The sequence below is a fragment of the Pseudomonas sp. HR96 genome (assembly GCF_034059295.1).
Taxonomy (GTDB): Bacteria; Pseudomonadota; Gammaproteobacteria; order Pseudomonadales; family Pseudomonadaceae; genus Aquipseudomonas.
Genome location: NZ_CP139141.1, coordinates 2,508,261 through 2,523,709 on the forward strand (window position 1 = coordinate 2,508,261; position 15,449 = coordinate 2,523,709).

At 66.7% G+C, this 15,449-nt stretch carries 13 protein-coding genes; 6 read left to right on the forward strand and 7 right to left on the reverse strand.

Annotation, left to right across the window (positions count from 1 at the left end; all coding sequences use genetic code 11):
• Positions 1-699 (forward strand): amino acid ABC transporter permease, encoded by a 699-nt coding sequence (locus SFA35_RS11600; RefSeq protein WP_320578434.1) that lies wholly within the window; start codon positions 1-3, stop codon positions 697-699.
• Positions 700-958: 259 nt separating this feature from the next.
• Here the strand turns inward: SFA35_RS11600 and SFA35_RS11605 are convergent, their stop codons facing one another.
• The 3 genes from SFA35_RS11605 to SFA35_RS11615 are packed head-to-tail and all read right to left on the reverse strand — an operon-like array spanning position 959 to position 3,503.
• On the reverse strand, positions 959-1,666 hold the full coding sequence (locus SFA35_RS11605) for an ABC transporter ATP-binding protein (protein ID WP_320578436.1): 708 nt from the start codon (positions 1,664-1,666) through the stop codon (positions 959-961).
• On the reverse strand, positions 1,663-2,490 hold the full coding sequence (locus SFA35_RS11610; protein ID WP_320578438.1) for an ABC transporter permease: 828 nt from the start codon (positions 2,488-2,490) through the stop codon (positions 1,663-1,665). Before SFA35_RS11610 ends, SFA35_RS11605 begins: the two co-directional genes overlap by 4 nt.
• Positions 2,491-2,519: 29 nt before the next feature.
• Positions 2,520-3,503 carry an aliphatic sulfonate ABC transporter substrate-binding protein gene (locus SFA35_RS11615; protein WP_320578440.1) on the reverse strand — a complete coding sequence of 328 codons (984 nt, stop codon included), beginning with the start codon at positions 3,501-3,503 and terminating at the stop codon, positions 2,520-2,522.
• A 306-nt stretch (positions 3,504-3,809) separates the two neighbouring features.
• Between SFA35_RS11615 and SFA35_RS11620 the strand changes: the two genes are divergently transcribed.
• Positions 3,810-5,138: an LLM class flavin-dependent oxidoreductase gene (locus SFA35_RS11620; RefSeq protein WP_320578442.1), complete on the forward strand. Its 1,329-nt coding sequence runs from the start codon at positions 3,810-3,812 to the stop codon at positions 5,136-5,138.
• Between the two features lie 3 nt (positions 5,139-5,141).
• On the opposite strand, the gene SFA35_RS11625 is transcribed toward SFA35_RS11620, so the two are convergent.
• The gene (locus tag SFA35_RS11625; RefSeq protein WP_320578444.1) at positions 5,142-6,077 is read right to left on the reverse strand and encodes a fatty acid desaturase; all 936 of its coding nucleotides are present in this window, start codon (positions 6,075-6,077) and stop codon (positions 5,142-5,144) included.
• Between the two features lie 137 nt (positions 6,078-6,214).
• A complete protein-coding gene (locus SFA35_RS11630; RefSeq protein ID WP_320578447.1) occupies positions 6,215-7,105 on the reverse strand; it encodes a LysR family transcriptional regulator in 891 nt (296 codons plus the stop codon).
• 176 nt (positions 7,106-7,281) lie between these two features.
• On the opposite strand from SFA35_RS11630, the gene rarD reads away from it, so the two are divergent.
• The 3 genes from rarD to yghU all read left to right on the forward strand — a co-directional run bounded on the left by rarD (position 7,282) and on the right by yghU (position 10,606).
• On the forward strand, positions 7,282-8,166 hold the full coding sequence (gene rarD / locus SFA35_RS11635) for an EamA family transporter RarD (RefSeq protein WP_320578449.1): 885 nt from the start codon (positions 7,282-7,284) through the stop codon (positions 8,164-8,166).
• 226 nt (positions 8,167-8,392) lie between these two features.
• Complete coding sequence (locus SFA35_RS11640) at positions 8,393-9,367, forward strand: quinone oxidoreductase (RefSeq protein ID WP_320578451.1); 975 nt, start codon at positions 8,393-8,395, stop codon at positions 9,365-9,367.
• Positions 9,368-9,766: 399 nt separating this feature from the next.
• Complete coding sequence (gene yghU, locus SFA35_RS11645; RefSeq protein ID WP_320578453.1) at positions 9,767-10,606, forward strand: glutathione-dependent disulfide-bond oxidoreductase; 840 nt, start codon at positions 9,767-9,769, stop codon at positions 10,604-10,606.
• A 148-nt stretch (positions 10,607-10,754) separates the two neighbouring features.
• Here yghU and SFA35_RS11650 read toward each other — a convergent pair whose 3' ends face one another.
• Both SFA35_RS11650 and SFA35_RS11655 read right to left on the reverse strand, forming a co-directional pair.
• On the reverse strand, positions 10,755-13,280 hold the full coding sequence (locus tag SFA35_RS11650; RefSeq protein WP_320578455.1) for a PAS domain-containing protein: 2,526 nt from the start codon (positions 13,278-13,280) through the stop codon (positions 10,755-10,757).
• Between the two features lie 104 nt (positions 13,281-13,384).
• Positions 13,385-14,281 (reverse strand): LysR family transcriptional regulator, encoded by an 897-nt coding sequence (locus tag SFA35_RS11655; protein WP_320578457.1) that lies wholly within the window; start codon positions 14,279-14,281, stop codon positions 13,385-13,387.
• 101 nt (positions 14,282-14,382) lie between these two features.
• On the opposite strand from SFA35_RS11655, the gene SFA35_RS11660 reads away from it, so the two are divergent.
• Positions 14,383-15,246, forward strand: coding sequence for an aldo/keto reductase family oxidoreductase (locus SFA35_RS11660; protein WP_320578460.1), 864 nt, complete (start codon positions 14,383-14,385; stop codon positions 15,244-15,246).
• The last annotated feature ends 203 nt before the right edge of the window (positions 15,247-15,449 follow it).

Consider the following 15,449-nt stretch of genomic DNA (forward strand, 5'->3'; position numbering starts at 1 on the left):
ATGGACTTTTCGGTTATCAGCGACAACCTGCACTATCTGCTGATCGGCGCCTGGCCGGACGGCCCCCTGGGTGGCGCGGCCCTGACCCTGCTACTCAGCGTGCTCTCCGGGCTGGCGGCCGGGGTGCTGGGCCTGGGCCTGGGCATCGCCTTGGTATTGGCGCGCGGCTGGCCGGCGGCGCTGCTGGTCGCGGTGCTGGGTTTTCTGCGCGCGATCCCGGTGTTGATGTTGATGTTCTGGAGCTATTTTCTGCTGCCCATCGTCTTTCACTATGACGTGCCGGCCCTGGCCACCGTGGTCTGCGCGCTGGCGCTGATCGGCGGCGCCTACCTGGCGCACTCGGTGGCGGCCGGCATCCGCAGCCTGTCGGCGGGGCAGTGGGCGGCGGCCAAGGCGCTGGGCCTGCGGCCCGGCCAGGTGCTGCGGCTGATCATCCTGCCGCAGGCCTTGCCGATCATGCTGCCGTCGTTTCTCAACCAGTGGGTGTCGCTGATCAAGGACACTTCACTGGCCTATGTGATCGGCGTCGGCGAGCTGTCGTTCGTCGCCACCCAGGTCAGCAACCGGGTCATGGTGCACCCGGCACAGATCTTTCTGTTCGTGGCCCTGGTCTATTTCATTCTCTGCGGCGCCCTGCAACTGCTGGCCCATCTGGCCACGCGGCGTCTGGCGGCGCGGGCGCAGGCGTTCCTGTCGTAGATTCTGGTGCATTGAGGGGGGGCTGAGGTGTTTCTGTCGCCAGCTTCGCCGGCTCCTACGCCACCCAGTGCACCGTCGCCAATGGCGTAGGAGATTCTATGGTTGCAAACAACGGTTGACCGCTCTTGATGTTCGACGACAGACGGCCCATGCACCAAGGCGGTCACAGGTACTGCCACTGAAACGGCACGTTCGAAGCAAATGTAGGAGCCGGCGAAGCTGGCGAAGGGCAGGTGAACCCGTTGCGACCACGGCCACATCAGATCACATGCGCCTGCTGCAACCCGGTCAGCGCCCGGGCCTTGAGCTCGGCCAGCAGCGGGTCGCGACGGTCGCGTGGATGGGCCAGCTCTACCAGCAATTCGTCACGCACCTGGCTGGGTCGATGACCCATCAGTAACACCCGATCACTCAGGTACAGCGCTTCGTCGATGTCATGGGTCACCAGCAGCAGAGCGATGCCATGGCGCTGGGCAAGCTCGAGCAGCAGGTCCTGCAACTTGAAGCGGGTGAAGGCATCCACCGCGCTGAAGGGCTCGTCGAGCAGCAGCACCTGGGGCCGCGCATACAGCCCGCGGGCTATCGCCACGCGCTGGGCCATGCCGCCGGACAGCGCCTTGGGCAACGCCGCCTCGAAACCGGCCAGGCCGACTTCGGTCAGCAGCTGCCTGACCCAGGCCTTGTCGTAGCGCGGGTCGTCGGCGAAACCGACGTTGCGTTCGACACTCAGCCAGGGCATCAGTCGCGGCTCCTGGAAGACCAGGCCGACTTCGCTGGCGTTCAGTTGCAGGCGCCCGCTGTAGTCGCGCTCCAGCCCGGCGACGATGCGCAGCAAGGTACTCTTGCCGCAGCCGCTGGGCCCCAGCAGCGTGACCACTTCACCTTGCCGGAGCTGGATGCGTACGTTGTGCAATACCAGCGTGTCGGCGAACGCCTTGCGCTGCACTTCAAGATCGAGAAGGTTCATGCTTGCCCCGTGAACGTGTCGCGCCAATGCAGCCAGCGCCGTTCCAGGCCGGCCAGCAGCCCGTCGCTGATTTTTCCAAGCAGCGCCAGGACGATGATCGCCGCCAGCACGATATCGGGCCGCGAGGTTTCCCGGCCATCGCTGAGCAGGTAGCCCAGGCCCTTGGTGGCAGCGATCAATTCAGCCGCCACGAGGAACATCCAGGCCATGCTCAGGCCGCTGCGCAGGCCGGTGAACAGCCCGGGCAGCGCCGCCGGCAAGAGAATGCGGCGGATCAGGCGGGTGCGTCCGAAGTTGTACATCTGCCCGACCTCGACCAGGCGCCGGTCGATGTCGCGGATCGCCGCCACGCCGTTGACGTACACCGGAAAGAACGCGCCGATGGCGATCAGGACGATTTTCGCGGTCTCGTCGATGCCCAGCCACAACAGCAGCAACGGCACCCAGGCCAGGCTCGGGATTGCCCGCAGGCCGGCGAAGGTCGGCTCCAGATAGGCCTCGGCTTCGCGGCTCAGGCCCACCCAGGCGGCGAACAGCAGCGCCAGGCTGGCGCCAATGACGAAGCCCAGCAGCACCCGCACCAGGCTGGCGACGATGTGCTTGCCCAGTGCGCCGTGGGCGAGTTCCCAGAGGGTCACGGCAACGTCGCTGGGCGCGGGCATCTGGTAGGCGGGCAGCCAGCCGATACGTACGACGCTTTCCAGCAGCACAATGATCAGTGCCGGCAGCAGCAGACCCTTGAGGCGACGGCGCCAGCGCAGGGCCGTTGCGGTCGGGGGTGCTGCGGTGGCGGTGGCGGCCAGCCGTGGGGAAGGTATGGCCATGGTCGAAGAGCTCCGTGCGGCCAGGGGGCCTAGGGTTTGATGAGTTGGCTGGCGAACTGCGGATCGATCAATTGATCGACCACCTGGTCGACATCGACGCCCTTGCGCACCAGGCCTTCGGACACCAGGATCGGCGCGGCCGCCTTCAAGGCCTTGACCTGCTCGGCACCTGGTGTGCCATTAGTGAAGTCGGTGCGCGACAGCTGCAGCTTGGCCACTTCCAGCGGTAGCCCGGATTCCTTGGCCAGCAGCTCGGCCAGCTGGTCGGGATGCTGACGCGCCCAGTCGCGGGCTTTTTCGTAGGCGCCGAGCACTGTCCTGATGGTGTCGGGCTGGGCCTTCTCGTAGGCATCAGTGACGCTCAGGACGTCATAACTGTTGAAGTCGACATTGCGGTACAACAGACGCGAACCGGCCTGGATCTGGCTGGCGGCCAGGTGCGGGTCGAGCCCGGCCCAGGCGTCGACGTCGCCTTTTTCCAGGGCCACCCGGCCGTTTGGATGCTGCAGGTGCACCAGCTCGACGTCGTCCTTGTTCAGCCCAACCGTCTGCAAGGCGCGCAGGGTGAACAGGTAGGGGTCGGTGCCCTTGGTGGCGGCGATCTTCTTGCCCTTGAGATCGGCCAGGGTCTGGAGCGGCGAGTCCTTGCGCACCGCCAGCGCGGTCCATTCCGGGCGGCTGGCGACGTACACGGTCTTCAGCGGGCTGCCGTTGGCGCGGCTGAGCACGGCGGCGAGCCCTGCCGTGGAAGCGAAGTCGATACTGCCGCTGTTGAGGTATTCCAGCGAGCGGTTGCTGCCCTGGCTCAGGGTCCAGGTCACCTTGCTGTCCGGCAGCGCCTGCTCCAGCCAGCCAAAATGCTTGAGCACCAGGCTGGTGGGCGAGTAGTAGGCGTAGTCCAGGTGCACTTCGGCGGGCGCGCTCGCGGCCTGAGCGCCGGGAGCAAACAGGGCCAGCAGGGCGCCGGCGGCGAGCAGCGGGCGGGTGAAGCGGGCGAGGGTACCGAGCGACATGGCGATCCTTGTTATCAGTCAGGTGCAGATGATGGCGATAGGCCAATGCTAAATGACATAAGAATGAGCAAATAAATAACTTTTTAGAATTAGGATAGATCCGTGCGTATGCAACGGTGGCGGCCAGACCCTGGCTGCGGTGTTCCGTCTGGCTGGGTCCCCTTCGCCCGCCAAGCACCGGTCGCTAAGCACCGCCCGCTAAGCACCGCTGGCTATAAGCCGCAACGATTGGCTATTGGACAAGCAGCAGCGCCCATGGAGAAGCTCGGATGTCTTGCAGCCACTCCAGCAGAGGTACAGCCCTACATGACCACCCCTCGGCAACTCAAGCTCGGCGCGTTCATGCGCCCGATCAGCATCCATACCGGCGCCTGGCGCTATCCGGGTGCCTGGGCGGACGCCAACTTCAACTTTCAGCACCTCAAGCAGTTGGCCCAGACCCTGGAGCGTGGCCGGTTCGACGCGTTCTTCATGGCCGACCACCTGGCGTTGCTCAATATGCCGCTGGAGGCCCTAAAGCGCAGCCACACCAGTACCTCGTTCGAACCCTTCACCCTGCTGTCTGCCTTGAGCCAGTGCACCGAACACCTGGGCCTGGTCGCCACGGCCTCCACCAGTTTTGATGAACCCTTCCATGTGGCCCGGCGCTTCGCCTCCCTGGACCATCTGAGCAACGGCCGCGCGGGCTGGAACATCGTCACCACCGCCAACCCGGATGCGGCACTTAACTTCGGCCTGGAGCAGCACCTGGACCATGACCAGCGCTATGCCCGGGCCCGCGAGTTCTATGATGTGGTGACCGGCCTGTGGGACAGCTGGGCCGACGACGCTTTCATCCGCGACGTCGACAGCGGCGTGTTCTTCGACCCCGCGCGGTTGCACACCCTGGACCACAAAGGCCCGCACCTGTCGGTGCGTGGCCCCCTGCACATCGCCCGGCCGCCCCAGGGTTGGCCCGTGATCGTGCAGGCGGGGGCTTCCGAACCCGGCCGGCAACTGGCCGCCGAAACCGCCGAGGTGATCTTTGCCGCGCCGCGTTCGCTGGAAGAGGGGCGCAGCTTCTATGCCGACGTCAAGGCGCGGCTGGCGCCACTCGGGCGCCAGCGCGAGCACCTGAAAATCCTCCCGGCGGCGTTCGTGGTGGTGGGCGACACGCTGCAGCAGGCCCAGGCCACCCGCGCCCGCTTGGACAGCCTGGTGCACTACGCCAGCGCCATCGCCTCGCTGTCGATCGCGCTGGGCACCGACGCGGCAAAGTTCGACCCCGACGGCTACCTGCCGCCCATCCCGGAAACCAACGACAGCAAGACCAGCCGTGAACAGGTGCTGGCCTTGGCCGACCGCGAAGGCCTGACCGTACGCCAGCTGGCCCAGCGCCTGGGCGGTTACGCCGGGCTGGCCTTCGTCGGTACGGCGCAGAGCATTGCCGACCAGATGCAGGCCTGGCTCGAGCAGGAGGCCAGCGACGGCTTCAATGTGATGTTCCCCTGGCTGCCCGGCGGCCTCACCGACTTCGTCGACAAGGTGGTGCCCGAGCTGCAGGGGCGTGGGCTGCTGCGGCGCGAGTACGAAGGCCGCACGCTGCGGGAGAATCTCGGCCTGCCGCGCCCCGCCAATCGTTTCTTTGCCGGCTGAAGACTAGTGCCAGGGGTGCTGCGGGCTGTCGATGGGGCGCAGGCCGTGGCGAGCGAACAGCTCGGCGTAACCCTTGACCAGGAACTGCCCGCTGCGCGCCAGCCACTCCTCGCGACGCTCGGCGTAGACCCGCGGCAGGTAGTACCAGGGCAGGCCGGGCAGGTCGTGGTGCACCAGGTGCAGGTTGAGGTTGAGAAACAGCCAGCGCCACGGCCAGCCAGCCTCGTTGAGCACCGAACGTTGCTGCGGCTCGGCCGCCGGACGGTGCTCGTAGTAGGAGCGCACCATCGACACCGCCAGCGCCAGCAGGGTCGCCAGCACATAACTGGCGATCGCCAGACCTTGACTGTTCACGAACCATAGCAGCACGCCGACCCAGGCGCCGTGGCTCAGCCACATGCCCAGGGCCTGGAGGTCGCCACGGCGCAGGCGCGCCCATTCGCCGCTGGCCAGCCCGCCCAGCGCCAGCAGCGGGCCGACCAGCAGGCGGCCGCACAAGGTCTTGTTCAACCAATGCAGGCCGCGCAGAGCCGCGCCGCTTCGCTGCCATTGCGGCACATCCAGGTAACGGCTTTCCGGGTCCAGTTGCGGGCGGGTCAGGGCTTCGTCGCGGTGATGCAGCAGGTGGCTGTCGCGGTACAGCGTGTAGGGGTACCAAAGGGCGAAGGGCGCATACCCGAGCAGCTTGTTCAGCCAACGCCAGACGCTGGGGTGGCCGTGCAGCAGCTCGTGTTGCAGCGACATCCACAACACGATGACCGGCACCAGCAGGGCCACGGTCGCCAGCTGGCCAAGTTCGCGCACGTGCAGCACCAGGGCGAACCAGGCGCTGTAGGTGGCACTCAGCAACAGCCAGGTCGGCCAGTCGCTGCGCGCCGTCCAGCTGCGCTGCAAGGCATGGATCTGTTGGCGGTGGTGGGCATCGAGATAGTTGGACATGGCCGTGACTGCTGGCTGGGTGTGTATGCAGGCACGTTAGCAAGGTTTTTTATCGCTGAATAATCACTGATGGCTACTTTGAGCTATTTTTTGGCTATATGCGGCGACGGCCACCGGGCCGCCAACCGCCCTTGCATTCACAGCCCCAACAGATTGCCGGCCGCCGCGCCGAACACCTCCACTGCGTCCTGGAGATTGCCCAGGTACCTTGGGTGGAACAGCCACAGGTCGACCTGCGGCTTGAAATCCACGAGCTTGATCACTTTCAGGCGGTCGCGGTATTCGCTGATGGCCAGCAGCGGTTCAGGCACCAGGCCCAGGCCCTGACCATTGGCCACCAGGCCCAGCTGCAGCTCGGTGCCGAAGGTCTCCAGGTTGATCTGCAGGGCCAGGCCCTGTTCGCTGAGGGCCCGTTGCAGGCCGGCGCGAAAGCCGCAACCGTCGGGGTTGAGTACCCAGCCCTGGGCGTAGCACTGCTTGAGCTTGAGGCTGCGGCTGCCCAGGCTGCCCTTGGCGGCCACCACCTGCAGGGCCATGTGGCCCAGCGACTGGCTGGCGATGCCTTCGGGGAAGATCTTGCCACTGGGAAACAGCGCGGCGGCGGCGTCCAGGTCGCCGTTTTCCATGCGCGCGATCAGGCTGCTGCCCCAGCCACTGACCACCTGGGTACGCAGCTCCGGGTAGCGCTCGCGGATCTTTGCCAGGGCGTCGAGCAGCACCACATCGCCGAGGGTCTGCGGCACGCCCAGGCGCAAGGTGCCACTGGGCGCCCCGTCGTTGGCCACCAGCTCGCGCAGCGAGTCGATCTCGCGCAGGATGGCCTTGCACTGCTCGTACACGCGCCAGCCCATGGGCGTGGGCTTGAGCGGTTTGGTCTGACGGTCGAGGAGGGTGGCGCCCAAATCCTGCTCGAAGTTCTGCAGGCGCCGGGTGATTGCCGGCTGGGTCAGTTGCAGGGCCTCGGCGGCCTGGTTGGTCGACTGGCAGCGGACGACGGCGACGAAAGCGTCCATGTCATCGATCTTCATATGAGCAGCTCACATAATTTCGGCAGGGAAAATCAGCCCACAGAATAATCTGGAAGGCCGCAGATGGGAAATGCGCACTCGCCGCCGGCGCCCATGCTTGTCACAATGGCGCCCTGCGCCGATGCCACGCGATCGGCCGGCCAAGCCCTCATCCAGACCTGACCCGCGGAGGCCCCTTGTACAAAGGTGTCGTGTTATCGGTGGCTTCATCCTGCCTGTTCGCCTCGTTGTATTTCTACACCACGCTGCTGTCGCCGTTGGGCGGCGACGCCATCTTCGGCTGGCGCATGCTGCTGATGCTGCCGTTGATCAGCCTGTTCATCGTGGTGACGGGCGAGTGGCAGCAGGTCACGCAGATTTTCTTGCGCATCCGCCAGCGCCCGGCGCTGCTGGGCCTGCTGTGCCTGAGCAGCGCCTTGCTGGGCGTGCAGCAATGGCTGTTCATGTGGGCGCCGCTCAACGGCCATGGCCTGGACGTCTCGCTGGGGTATTTCCTGCTGCCGCTGGCGATGCTGGTGATCGGCCGGGTGCTGTATGGCGATCGGCTGTCCTCGCTCAAGAAGCTGGCCGCGCTGTGCGCAGCGGCTGGCGTGGTCAACGAGCTGTATCAGGTCGGCCGCCTCGCCTGGCCGACCCTGGTGGTCGCCGGCGGCCTGCCGCTGTATTTCATGCTGCGCCGGCGCCTGGCCACCGCGCACCTGGGCGGCCTGTGGTTCGACACCCTGCTGGCTTTGCCACTGGCCGCCTGGTTCGCCTGTGCCGAGGGTGGGGCGGCCTTTGCCGAGGCGCCGCGCCTGTATGCCCTGCTGCTGGGCTTGGGTGTGCTCAGCGCCACGGCCTTCATGAGCTACGTGATCGCCGGCCGGCTGTTGCCGTTCAGCCTGTTCGGCCTGCTCGGGTACGTCGAGCCGGTGCTGCTGGTGGGCGTGGCAATCGCCCTGGGCGAGCAGATCCGCCCGGCGCAGTGGCTGACCTACCTGCCGATCTGGGTGGCGGTCGGGCTGCTGATCGCCGACGGCGGCCGCTATCTGTGGCGTAACAGCCGTCAGCTGGTGGCCTGACGCATCCGTGCAGGGGCCGGCGGCAAAATTGCCGCTGGCCGAGCTGAGCTGCGCGGCCATACTGGTGGTCTCTGATAATGACCGTCGCGGATTTGGCCGGCACCGAAGTGGCTGCCTTCGCCAGTTTCGCCGGCCCCTGCACGATTGCGCACGCCCCACCGACGGGGCAGGCGCCGCGGGAAACGATACCCGGCGGCTCGAACAAGACCCCAGACAGGAGATCACCATGGCCATTGCAATGCGCTTCAGCGAACCCGGCGCCCCCGAGGTGCTCCAGCCGGTGCAGGTGGAGGACGCCGCGCCGGGGCCCGGCGAAGTGTGGCTGGAGCAGCAGGCGGTCGGGGTCAACTACCTCGATGTCACCCAGCGCAACGGCGCGGTGCGCGTGCCGCTGCCTTCGGGCCTGGGGCTGGAGGGCGCCGGGCTGGTGGCGGCGGTCGGCAGCGGGGTGTACAACGTGCGCCCGGGCGATCGCGTGGCCTACGCCACCGGGCCGCTGGGCGGCTACGCCTCGGCGCGGCTGTACCCGGCCGAACGGCTGGTGAAACTGCCGGCGCAGTTGTCCTTCGAGGACGCTGCAGCGGTGCTGTTCAAGGGCATCACGGCGCAGTACCTGCTCAAGAGCACCTTTGCCGTAGGGCCGGGCAGCACGGTGCTGATGTATGGGGTGGCCGGTGGCCTGGGCGAACTGATGGCGCCCTGGGCGCGGCACCTGGGCGCTTTCGTGATCGGCGTGGTGTCACGCCAGGCCAGCGTGGAAAAGGCTCGTGCGCTGGGTTGCAACGAGGTGCTGGTGTTCGACCCGGCGACGCTGGCGGCAGAGGTCGCGCGCATCACCGACGGGCGCAAGGTGGACGTGGTGTACGACCCGATCGGGCGAATTTCCTTCGAGGCGTTGCTGGACAGCCTGCGCCCGCGCGGGCTGATGGTGTCCTTCGGCGCGTCGTCCGGCGCCCCGGCGGCGGTGGAGATGGGCACCCTGAACAGCAAGGGCTCGCTGTTTCTGACCCGCCCGTCGATCGTCGCCCATACCGCCAGCGCCGCCGAGTATCAGGAGCGCGCCGCCGATGTGCTGGCGGCGGTGGCCGACGGCATCATCACCCCGCGGATCTGGGGCAGCTATGGGCTGGAAGACGCCGCTCAGGCCCATGCGGACCTTGAGTCCGGGAAGTCATCGGGGGCCATCGTGCTGCGGCCTTGAGCGGCTTTCGCACAACGGGCGCAGCGCTGTGGGGGGCCTGGTGCGCTCATCCCCGGCGGCGATTTCGGCATCGGGTATAGCGAAAGGCTTACACGCCACGACGGCAAATGGCCGTTTACACCAGGGCTTGGATCCCATAAATTGAACCCATCGACGTAGCGCAGGAGCGCTTCGAGAGTCACGGAAGATTCACCATTGGCCTGGAAGGCCGCCGACAGGATGTTGGAATGGTTGCGATACGAAAAACGACCCGCCTCGGCGGGTTTTTTTTTGCCTGCCGATCAGCCGCCGGGGTGCCGACCCAAGGTGGGGGAGGGACCAGACCCTTCCACAGCGCTGAACTGCGGCTATGATGGCAAGTCCGAGAAAGACGCCAAGTCCGCATATAAGGTCCCTCCCATGAGCAACGCTGCCTACGTTCCGCCCAAAGTCTGGAAACCCGAAGCGCCTTCGGGCGGGCATTTCGCCAATATCAACCGGCCGGTCGCCGGGCCCACCCACGACAAGGAGCTGCCACGCGGCGAACACGCGCTGCAGCTGTACTCGCTGGCCACGCCCAATGGCGTGAAGGTCGCGGTGATGCTCGAAGAGCTGCTTGCCCTGGGCCACAGCGGCGCCGAGTACGACGCCTGGCTGATTCGCATCGGCGAGGGCGACCAGTTTTCCAGCGGCTTCGTCGAGGTCAATCCCAACTCCAAGATCCCGGCGTTGCTGGACTACAGCGCAGTGCCGGCGACCCGGGTGTTCGAATCCGGCTCCATCCTGCTGTACCTGGCCGACAAGTTTGGCGCCTTGCTGCCGACCGCACCTGCCGAGCGCGCCGAAACGCTGAACTGGCTGTTCTGGCAGATGGGCGCCGCGCCTTACCTGGGCGGCGGCTTTGGCCATTTCTATGCCTATGCGCCGGAAAAGCTGGAGTACCCCATCAACCGCTTCACCATGGAAGCCAAGCGTCAGCTGGACGTACTGGATCGGCGCCTGGCGCAGAGTCGCTACCTGGCCGGGGATAACTACAGCATCGCCGACATCGCCGTATGGCCCTGGTATGGCCAGCTGGTGCGCGGCAACCTGTATTCGGCGGCCGAGTTCCTCGACGTGCAGAGCTACACCCATGTGCAGCGCTGGGCCGAAGAGATTGCCCAGCGTCCTGCCGTGCAGCGCGGCATGCGGGTCAACAGGACCTGGGGTGACGAGGCCAGCCAGGTGCCGGAGCGCCATTCGGCGGCCGACCTCGACTGAGCTGACAGGGCTGCACCGCTGGCCGCCGATGGGCCAGCCGTGCAGCGGGTTCATTGCAGATCGACGTTGAGCATGGGCTTGCCGAAATCCGCCAGGGTCGCGGCGGATTTGCTGACCAGTGGCGTCCCGGAAAGGCGGCGAAGCGATATCAGCTGTCGATTCTTTTGCCGAGGGCCGAATTGCGCCGCTGAAGCTCCACGACCTTGCGTAAGGTACGCGACAGCTGTTCCACCGAGTAGGGCTTGTGCAAAAGCTCGAAGCCCGAGCTGCCGGTATGGGCCAGCACATGGCTGTAGCCCGAGGTCAGCAGCACCGGCAGGCCGGGGTGCTGCAGGTGAATCAGCCGGCCCAGCTCGATGCCGCTCATGCCGGGCATCACCACGTCGGAGAACACCACATCGAAGCGCCCGACGTCACGGGCCAGCTCGGCCAGCGCCTGTTCGGCGTTCTGGGCGAGCACAGTGACATAGCCCAGCTCGCGCAGGGTCTGGGTGGCGAAGGTGCCGACATCCTCGTTGTCTTCCACCACCAGCACGCAGGTGCCGTGGCCGTCGGCCAACGGCTCGGGCTCGATCAGCTGGACCCGCTGACGGGGCCGCTCGCTGACGCGCGGCAGGTAGAGCACGAAGGTGCTGCCCTTGCCCACTTCGCTGGTGACCAGCACCTCGCCGCCGGACTGCTTGGCGAAGCCGAACACCTGGCTCAGGCCCAGGCCGGTGCCTTCGCCGACGCCCTTGGTGGTGTAGAACGGCTCGAAGATATGCTCGATGCAGTCGGCGCCGATGCCCACGCCGGTGTCGCTGATCGACACGGCAACGAAGGGCGCGACCACGCGCTGATGCATGCGCACGCCCGGCATGAATTCCACCGCTTCGACCTTGATCGTCAGGCGACCTTCGCCCGCCATGGCGTCGCGGGCGTTGGCGACCATGTTCACCAGCGCCGTGTCGAACTGGTTGGGGTCGGCGTTGATCAGGCAGGCGTCCTCCGGCAGCTGCATGTCGATCTCGACCCGGGAGCCGGCCAGGGTGCCGACCATCTGGCCGATCGCGCGCACACCGTCGCAGGCGGCGAACACCTCCGGCTTGAGCGCCTGGCGGCGGGCAAAGGCGAGCAGCTGGCCGGTCAGGCGGGCGGCGCGTTCGACCGTGTCGGAGATGGCGTTGACGTAGCGACTGCGGCGCTCCTCGGTCAGGTTGGGGCGCTTGAGCAGGTCGGTGGACGAGCGGATCACCGTTAGCAGGTTGTTGAAGTCATGGGCCACGCCACCGGTCAATTGCCCGACCGCTTCCATTTTCTGCGACTGGCGCAGGGCCTCGGCCTGGGCTCGTTCGACCGTGACGTGGCGTCCGGCAGCGTAGATCCGGCCTTCTTCATAGGTGCCGGTCCAGCTGAACCAGCGGTAGCTGCCGTCACGGTGGCGCAGGCGAAATTCGTGGGGCAGGGTCAAGGGCTTGATGAAGATGCTGTTGAAGGCGGCGAGCGTCGCGGCCAGGTCGTCGGGGTGGGTGAAGTGCGGAAACGGCTGGCCCAGCAGCTCGCTTTCGTTCCAGCCCAGCTGCTCGGTCCAGCGGGCATTGACCGCCTCGAAGCGTCCGTCGGGCATGGCGATCATCAACAGCTCCTGGGACAGGCCCCAGGCGCGATCGCGCTCGCGGGTGCGCATGTCGAGCATGGTCGCGTGTTCCTTCTCCTGGGTAATGTCCCGGGCGCTGCAGTACAGGCGGCCTTCTTCGAGCACGGCCACCCACGACAGCCAGCGGTAGGAGCCGTCGCGGTGGCGGTAGCGGTTCTCGAAACGCAGGATCGGCTCGCCGGCCATGGCCAGGCTGAAGGTGGCGGCGCTGGCCTCGACGTCGTCGGGATGCAGGAAGCTGGCATAGGAGGCGTGCAGCTCCTCGGCGCTCCAGCCCAGGGTCACGCCCCAGGCCGGGTTGGTCGATTGCAGGGTGCCGTCGGCATCCAGCACCGAGAGCAGGTCGGGGCTGATCAGCCAGGTCAGGCTGCGCTCGCGGGCGCGCTCGTTGACCTTCTGTTCAAGCTGCGCGTTGAGGCTGCGCAGCTCATCCTGGCTGCGCCGCAGGCTCAGGTCCGAGCGGTGCCGTTCGATGGCCAGGGCCGCCGTCTGGGTGATGACCAAGATGGCCTCGATGTCGCCCTCGGTGGGCGCTCGCGGTTCGTGATAGTAGATGGCGAAGGTGCCTAGCAGGTCGCCGGTCGCGCCCTTGATTGGCATCGACCAACAGGCGTGCAGGCCGAAGCCCAGGGCCAGGTCGACGAAGTCCTGCCATAACGGGTCGGTGGCAATCTCGTTGACGTACACCGCAGTGCCGCGGGCCATGGCCGTGCCACAGGAGCCGATGCCCTCGCTGGCGGGCAGGCCGTTGACCGCCTGGTTGTAGGCCGCAGGCAAGCTGGGCGCAGCACCGTGAAGCATGGTCTGGCCGTCGTCGCTGAGCAGCAGCACCGAAGTCATCATGCTGTTGCCGCTGGCGACTTCGACCGCCCGCAGCAGGTTTTCCAGGACCTGACCCAGGGGCAAACCGGTGGCAATTTCGCTGAGGACTTGACGCTCGCGGGCGATCAGTGCGATCGGCGAATAGCCTGCGCCCAGCATGCTGAGGTCGTCCAACGACGAGTTGCCTGGCTTGCTCGACACGATGTGCTCACCCATTGTTTTAGTAGTCGTCAACAGGTCTGACTGCATCGATCCAGCAGGCGTTCCCCTTTATTCAGTGTGGGTTTGCGCCGGGTGACAGGCCACGCGGGCAGCCGGTTTCAAGCCTGCTTGATGAACTCGACAAACGCCCGCAACGGCGCCGGCAGGTAGCGGCGCCCCGGGTAGTACAGGAAGGGGCCGGTAAAGCGTGGCCACCAGGGTTCCAGCACCGGCTCCAATGCGCCGCTGTCCAGGTAGGGGCGCAGCCAGTCCTCGAACAGGTACACCAGCCCCAGGCCATCCACCGCCGCCTGCACGGCCAGGTCGACGGCGCCACCGAGCCGCACCAGCAGGGGGCCGCTGGGCTCGACGTTGATCACTTGCCCGGCCTGCTCGAACTCCCAGGCCGGCATGGCGCCGCTGGGAAACTGCCCGCGCAGGCAGGCGTGGGCGAGCAGGTCGCGCGGGTGCTCGGGGCGCCCGCGCAGGTCCAGGTAGCCCGGCGCGGCGGCGCAGGCGAAGCGTTGCTGGCGCGGGCCGATGGGCACGGCGATCATGTCCTGCTCCAGGCGCTCCTCGTAGCGGATGCCGGCGTCGCAGCCGGCCGCCAGCATATCCACGAAGCTTTCTTCGACGATCACCTCCAGGCGAATGTCCGGGTAGGCCTTGAGGAACGGCGTGACGATGGCCGGCAGCACCAGCCGCGAGGCGCTTACCGGCACGTTGAGGCGCAAGGTGCCCGAGGGCCGCTCGCGGTAGTCGTTGACCACGTCCAGCGCCGATTCGACCTCGGCCAGGGCCGGCACGATGCGTTCCATCAGCCGCGCTCCGGCCTCGGTCGGCGCCACGCTGCGGGTGGTGCGGTTGAGCAGGCGTACCCCCAGGCGCGCCTCGAGGCGGCGCACCGCATCGCTGAGGCTCGACGCCGATTTGCCGCTGGCGCGCGCGCCGTCGCGAAAGCCGCCAGCCTTGACCACGGCGACAAAGGCCAGCAAATCTTGAACATCCATTGCCACTGTTCGCTCTCCCGTACAACCCGTGCCGATTGCAGCGGATTATCACCGCACCGGTCAATCCCTATAGTGGGCCCACACACTCACTGAGCAAGGCATTGGTCATGACTACAGCAAGCAAAGCCGGCACCTTCACCCTCGGCAGCCGCCGCGTCAACCGCCTCGGCTACGGCGCCATGCAACTGGCCGGCCCCGGCGTGTTCGGCCCGCCACAAGACCCGCAGGCCGCCCGAGACGTGCTGCGCGCCGCCCTCGAGGCCGGGGTCAACCATATCGACACCTCCGACTTCTACGGCCCGCATGTCACCAACCAGTTGATTCATGAAACCCTGCACCCCTATGCCGACGATCTGGTGATCGTCACCAAGGTAGGCGCCGTGCGCGGCAGCGATGCTTCGTGGAATCCGGCGCAAAGCCCGGCCGAATTGACCCGCGCGGTGCACGACAACCTGCGCAACCTTTGCCTGGAGCAACTGGAGGTGGTCAACTTTCGCGCCTGGGGCAATGTCCACGCGCCGGATGAAGCCTCGATCCTGGAGCAGTTCAGCGCCCTGGCCGAGTTGCAGCAGCAAGGCCTGATCCGTCATCTGGGCCTGAGCAACGTCAGCGCCGTGCAAGTCAGGCAGGCGCAGACCATCGCCCCGGTGGTGTGTGTGCAGAATCACTACAACCTGACCCACCGCGACGACGAGGCGCTGATCGCCGAGTTGGGCGCGCAGGGCATCGCCTACGTGCCGTTCTTTCCGCTTGGGGGCTTCACCCCGTTGCAATCCCGGGCGCTGTCGCAGGTGGCCGAGCAGTTGGCGGTCTCGCCCATGCGCGTGGCGCTGGCCTGGCTGCTGCAGCGGGCGCCGAACCTGCTGTTGATCCCCGGCACCGGCTCGGTAGCGCACCTGCAGGACAACCTCGCGGCCAGCGAGCTGAGCCTGGGTGCGGATCTGCTGCGGCAGTTGGATGAGCTGGCCTGATGCGACTCCCGCGCCCCATGGCCAATCGAGCCTGACGTTCGGGGTTGCTGCGCTCGCCAGCTTCGCCGGCTCCTACGCGGCATCGCGGACCGCGGTAGGAGCCGGCGCAGCTGGCGAGGGCGTCACCTCGGTGGCCGGGCGGATCATCCGGCGGGACGGTCCCGGATGGCGGTATTTATCTGCCATTTATTTGGCGTTCGTAT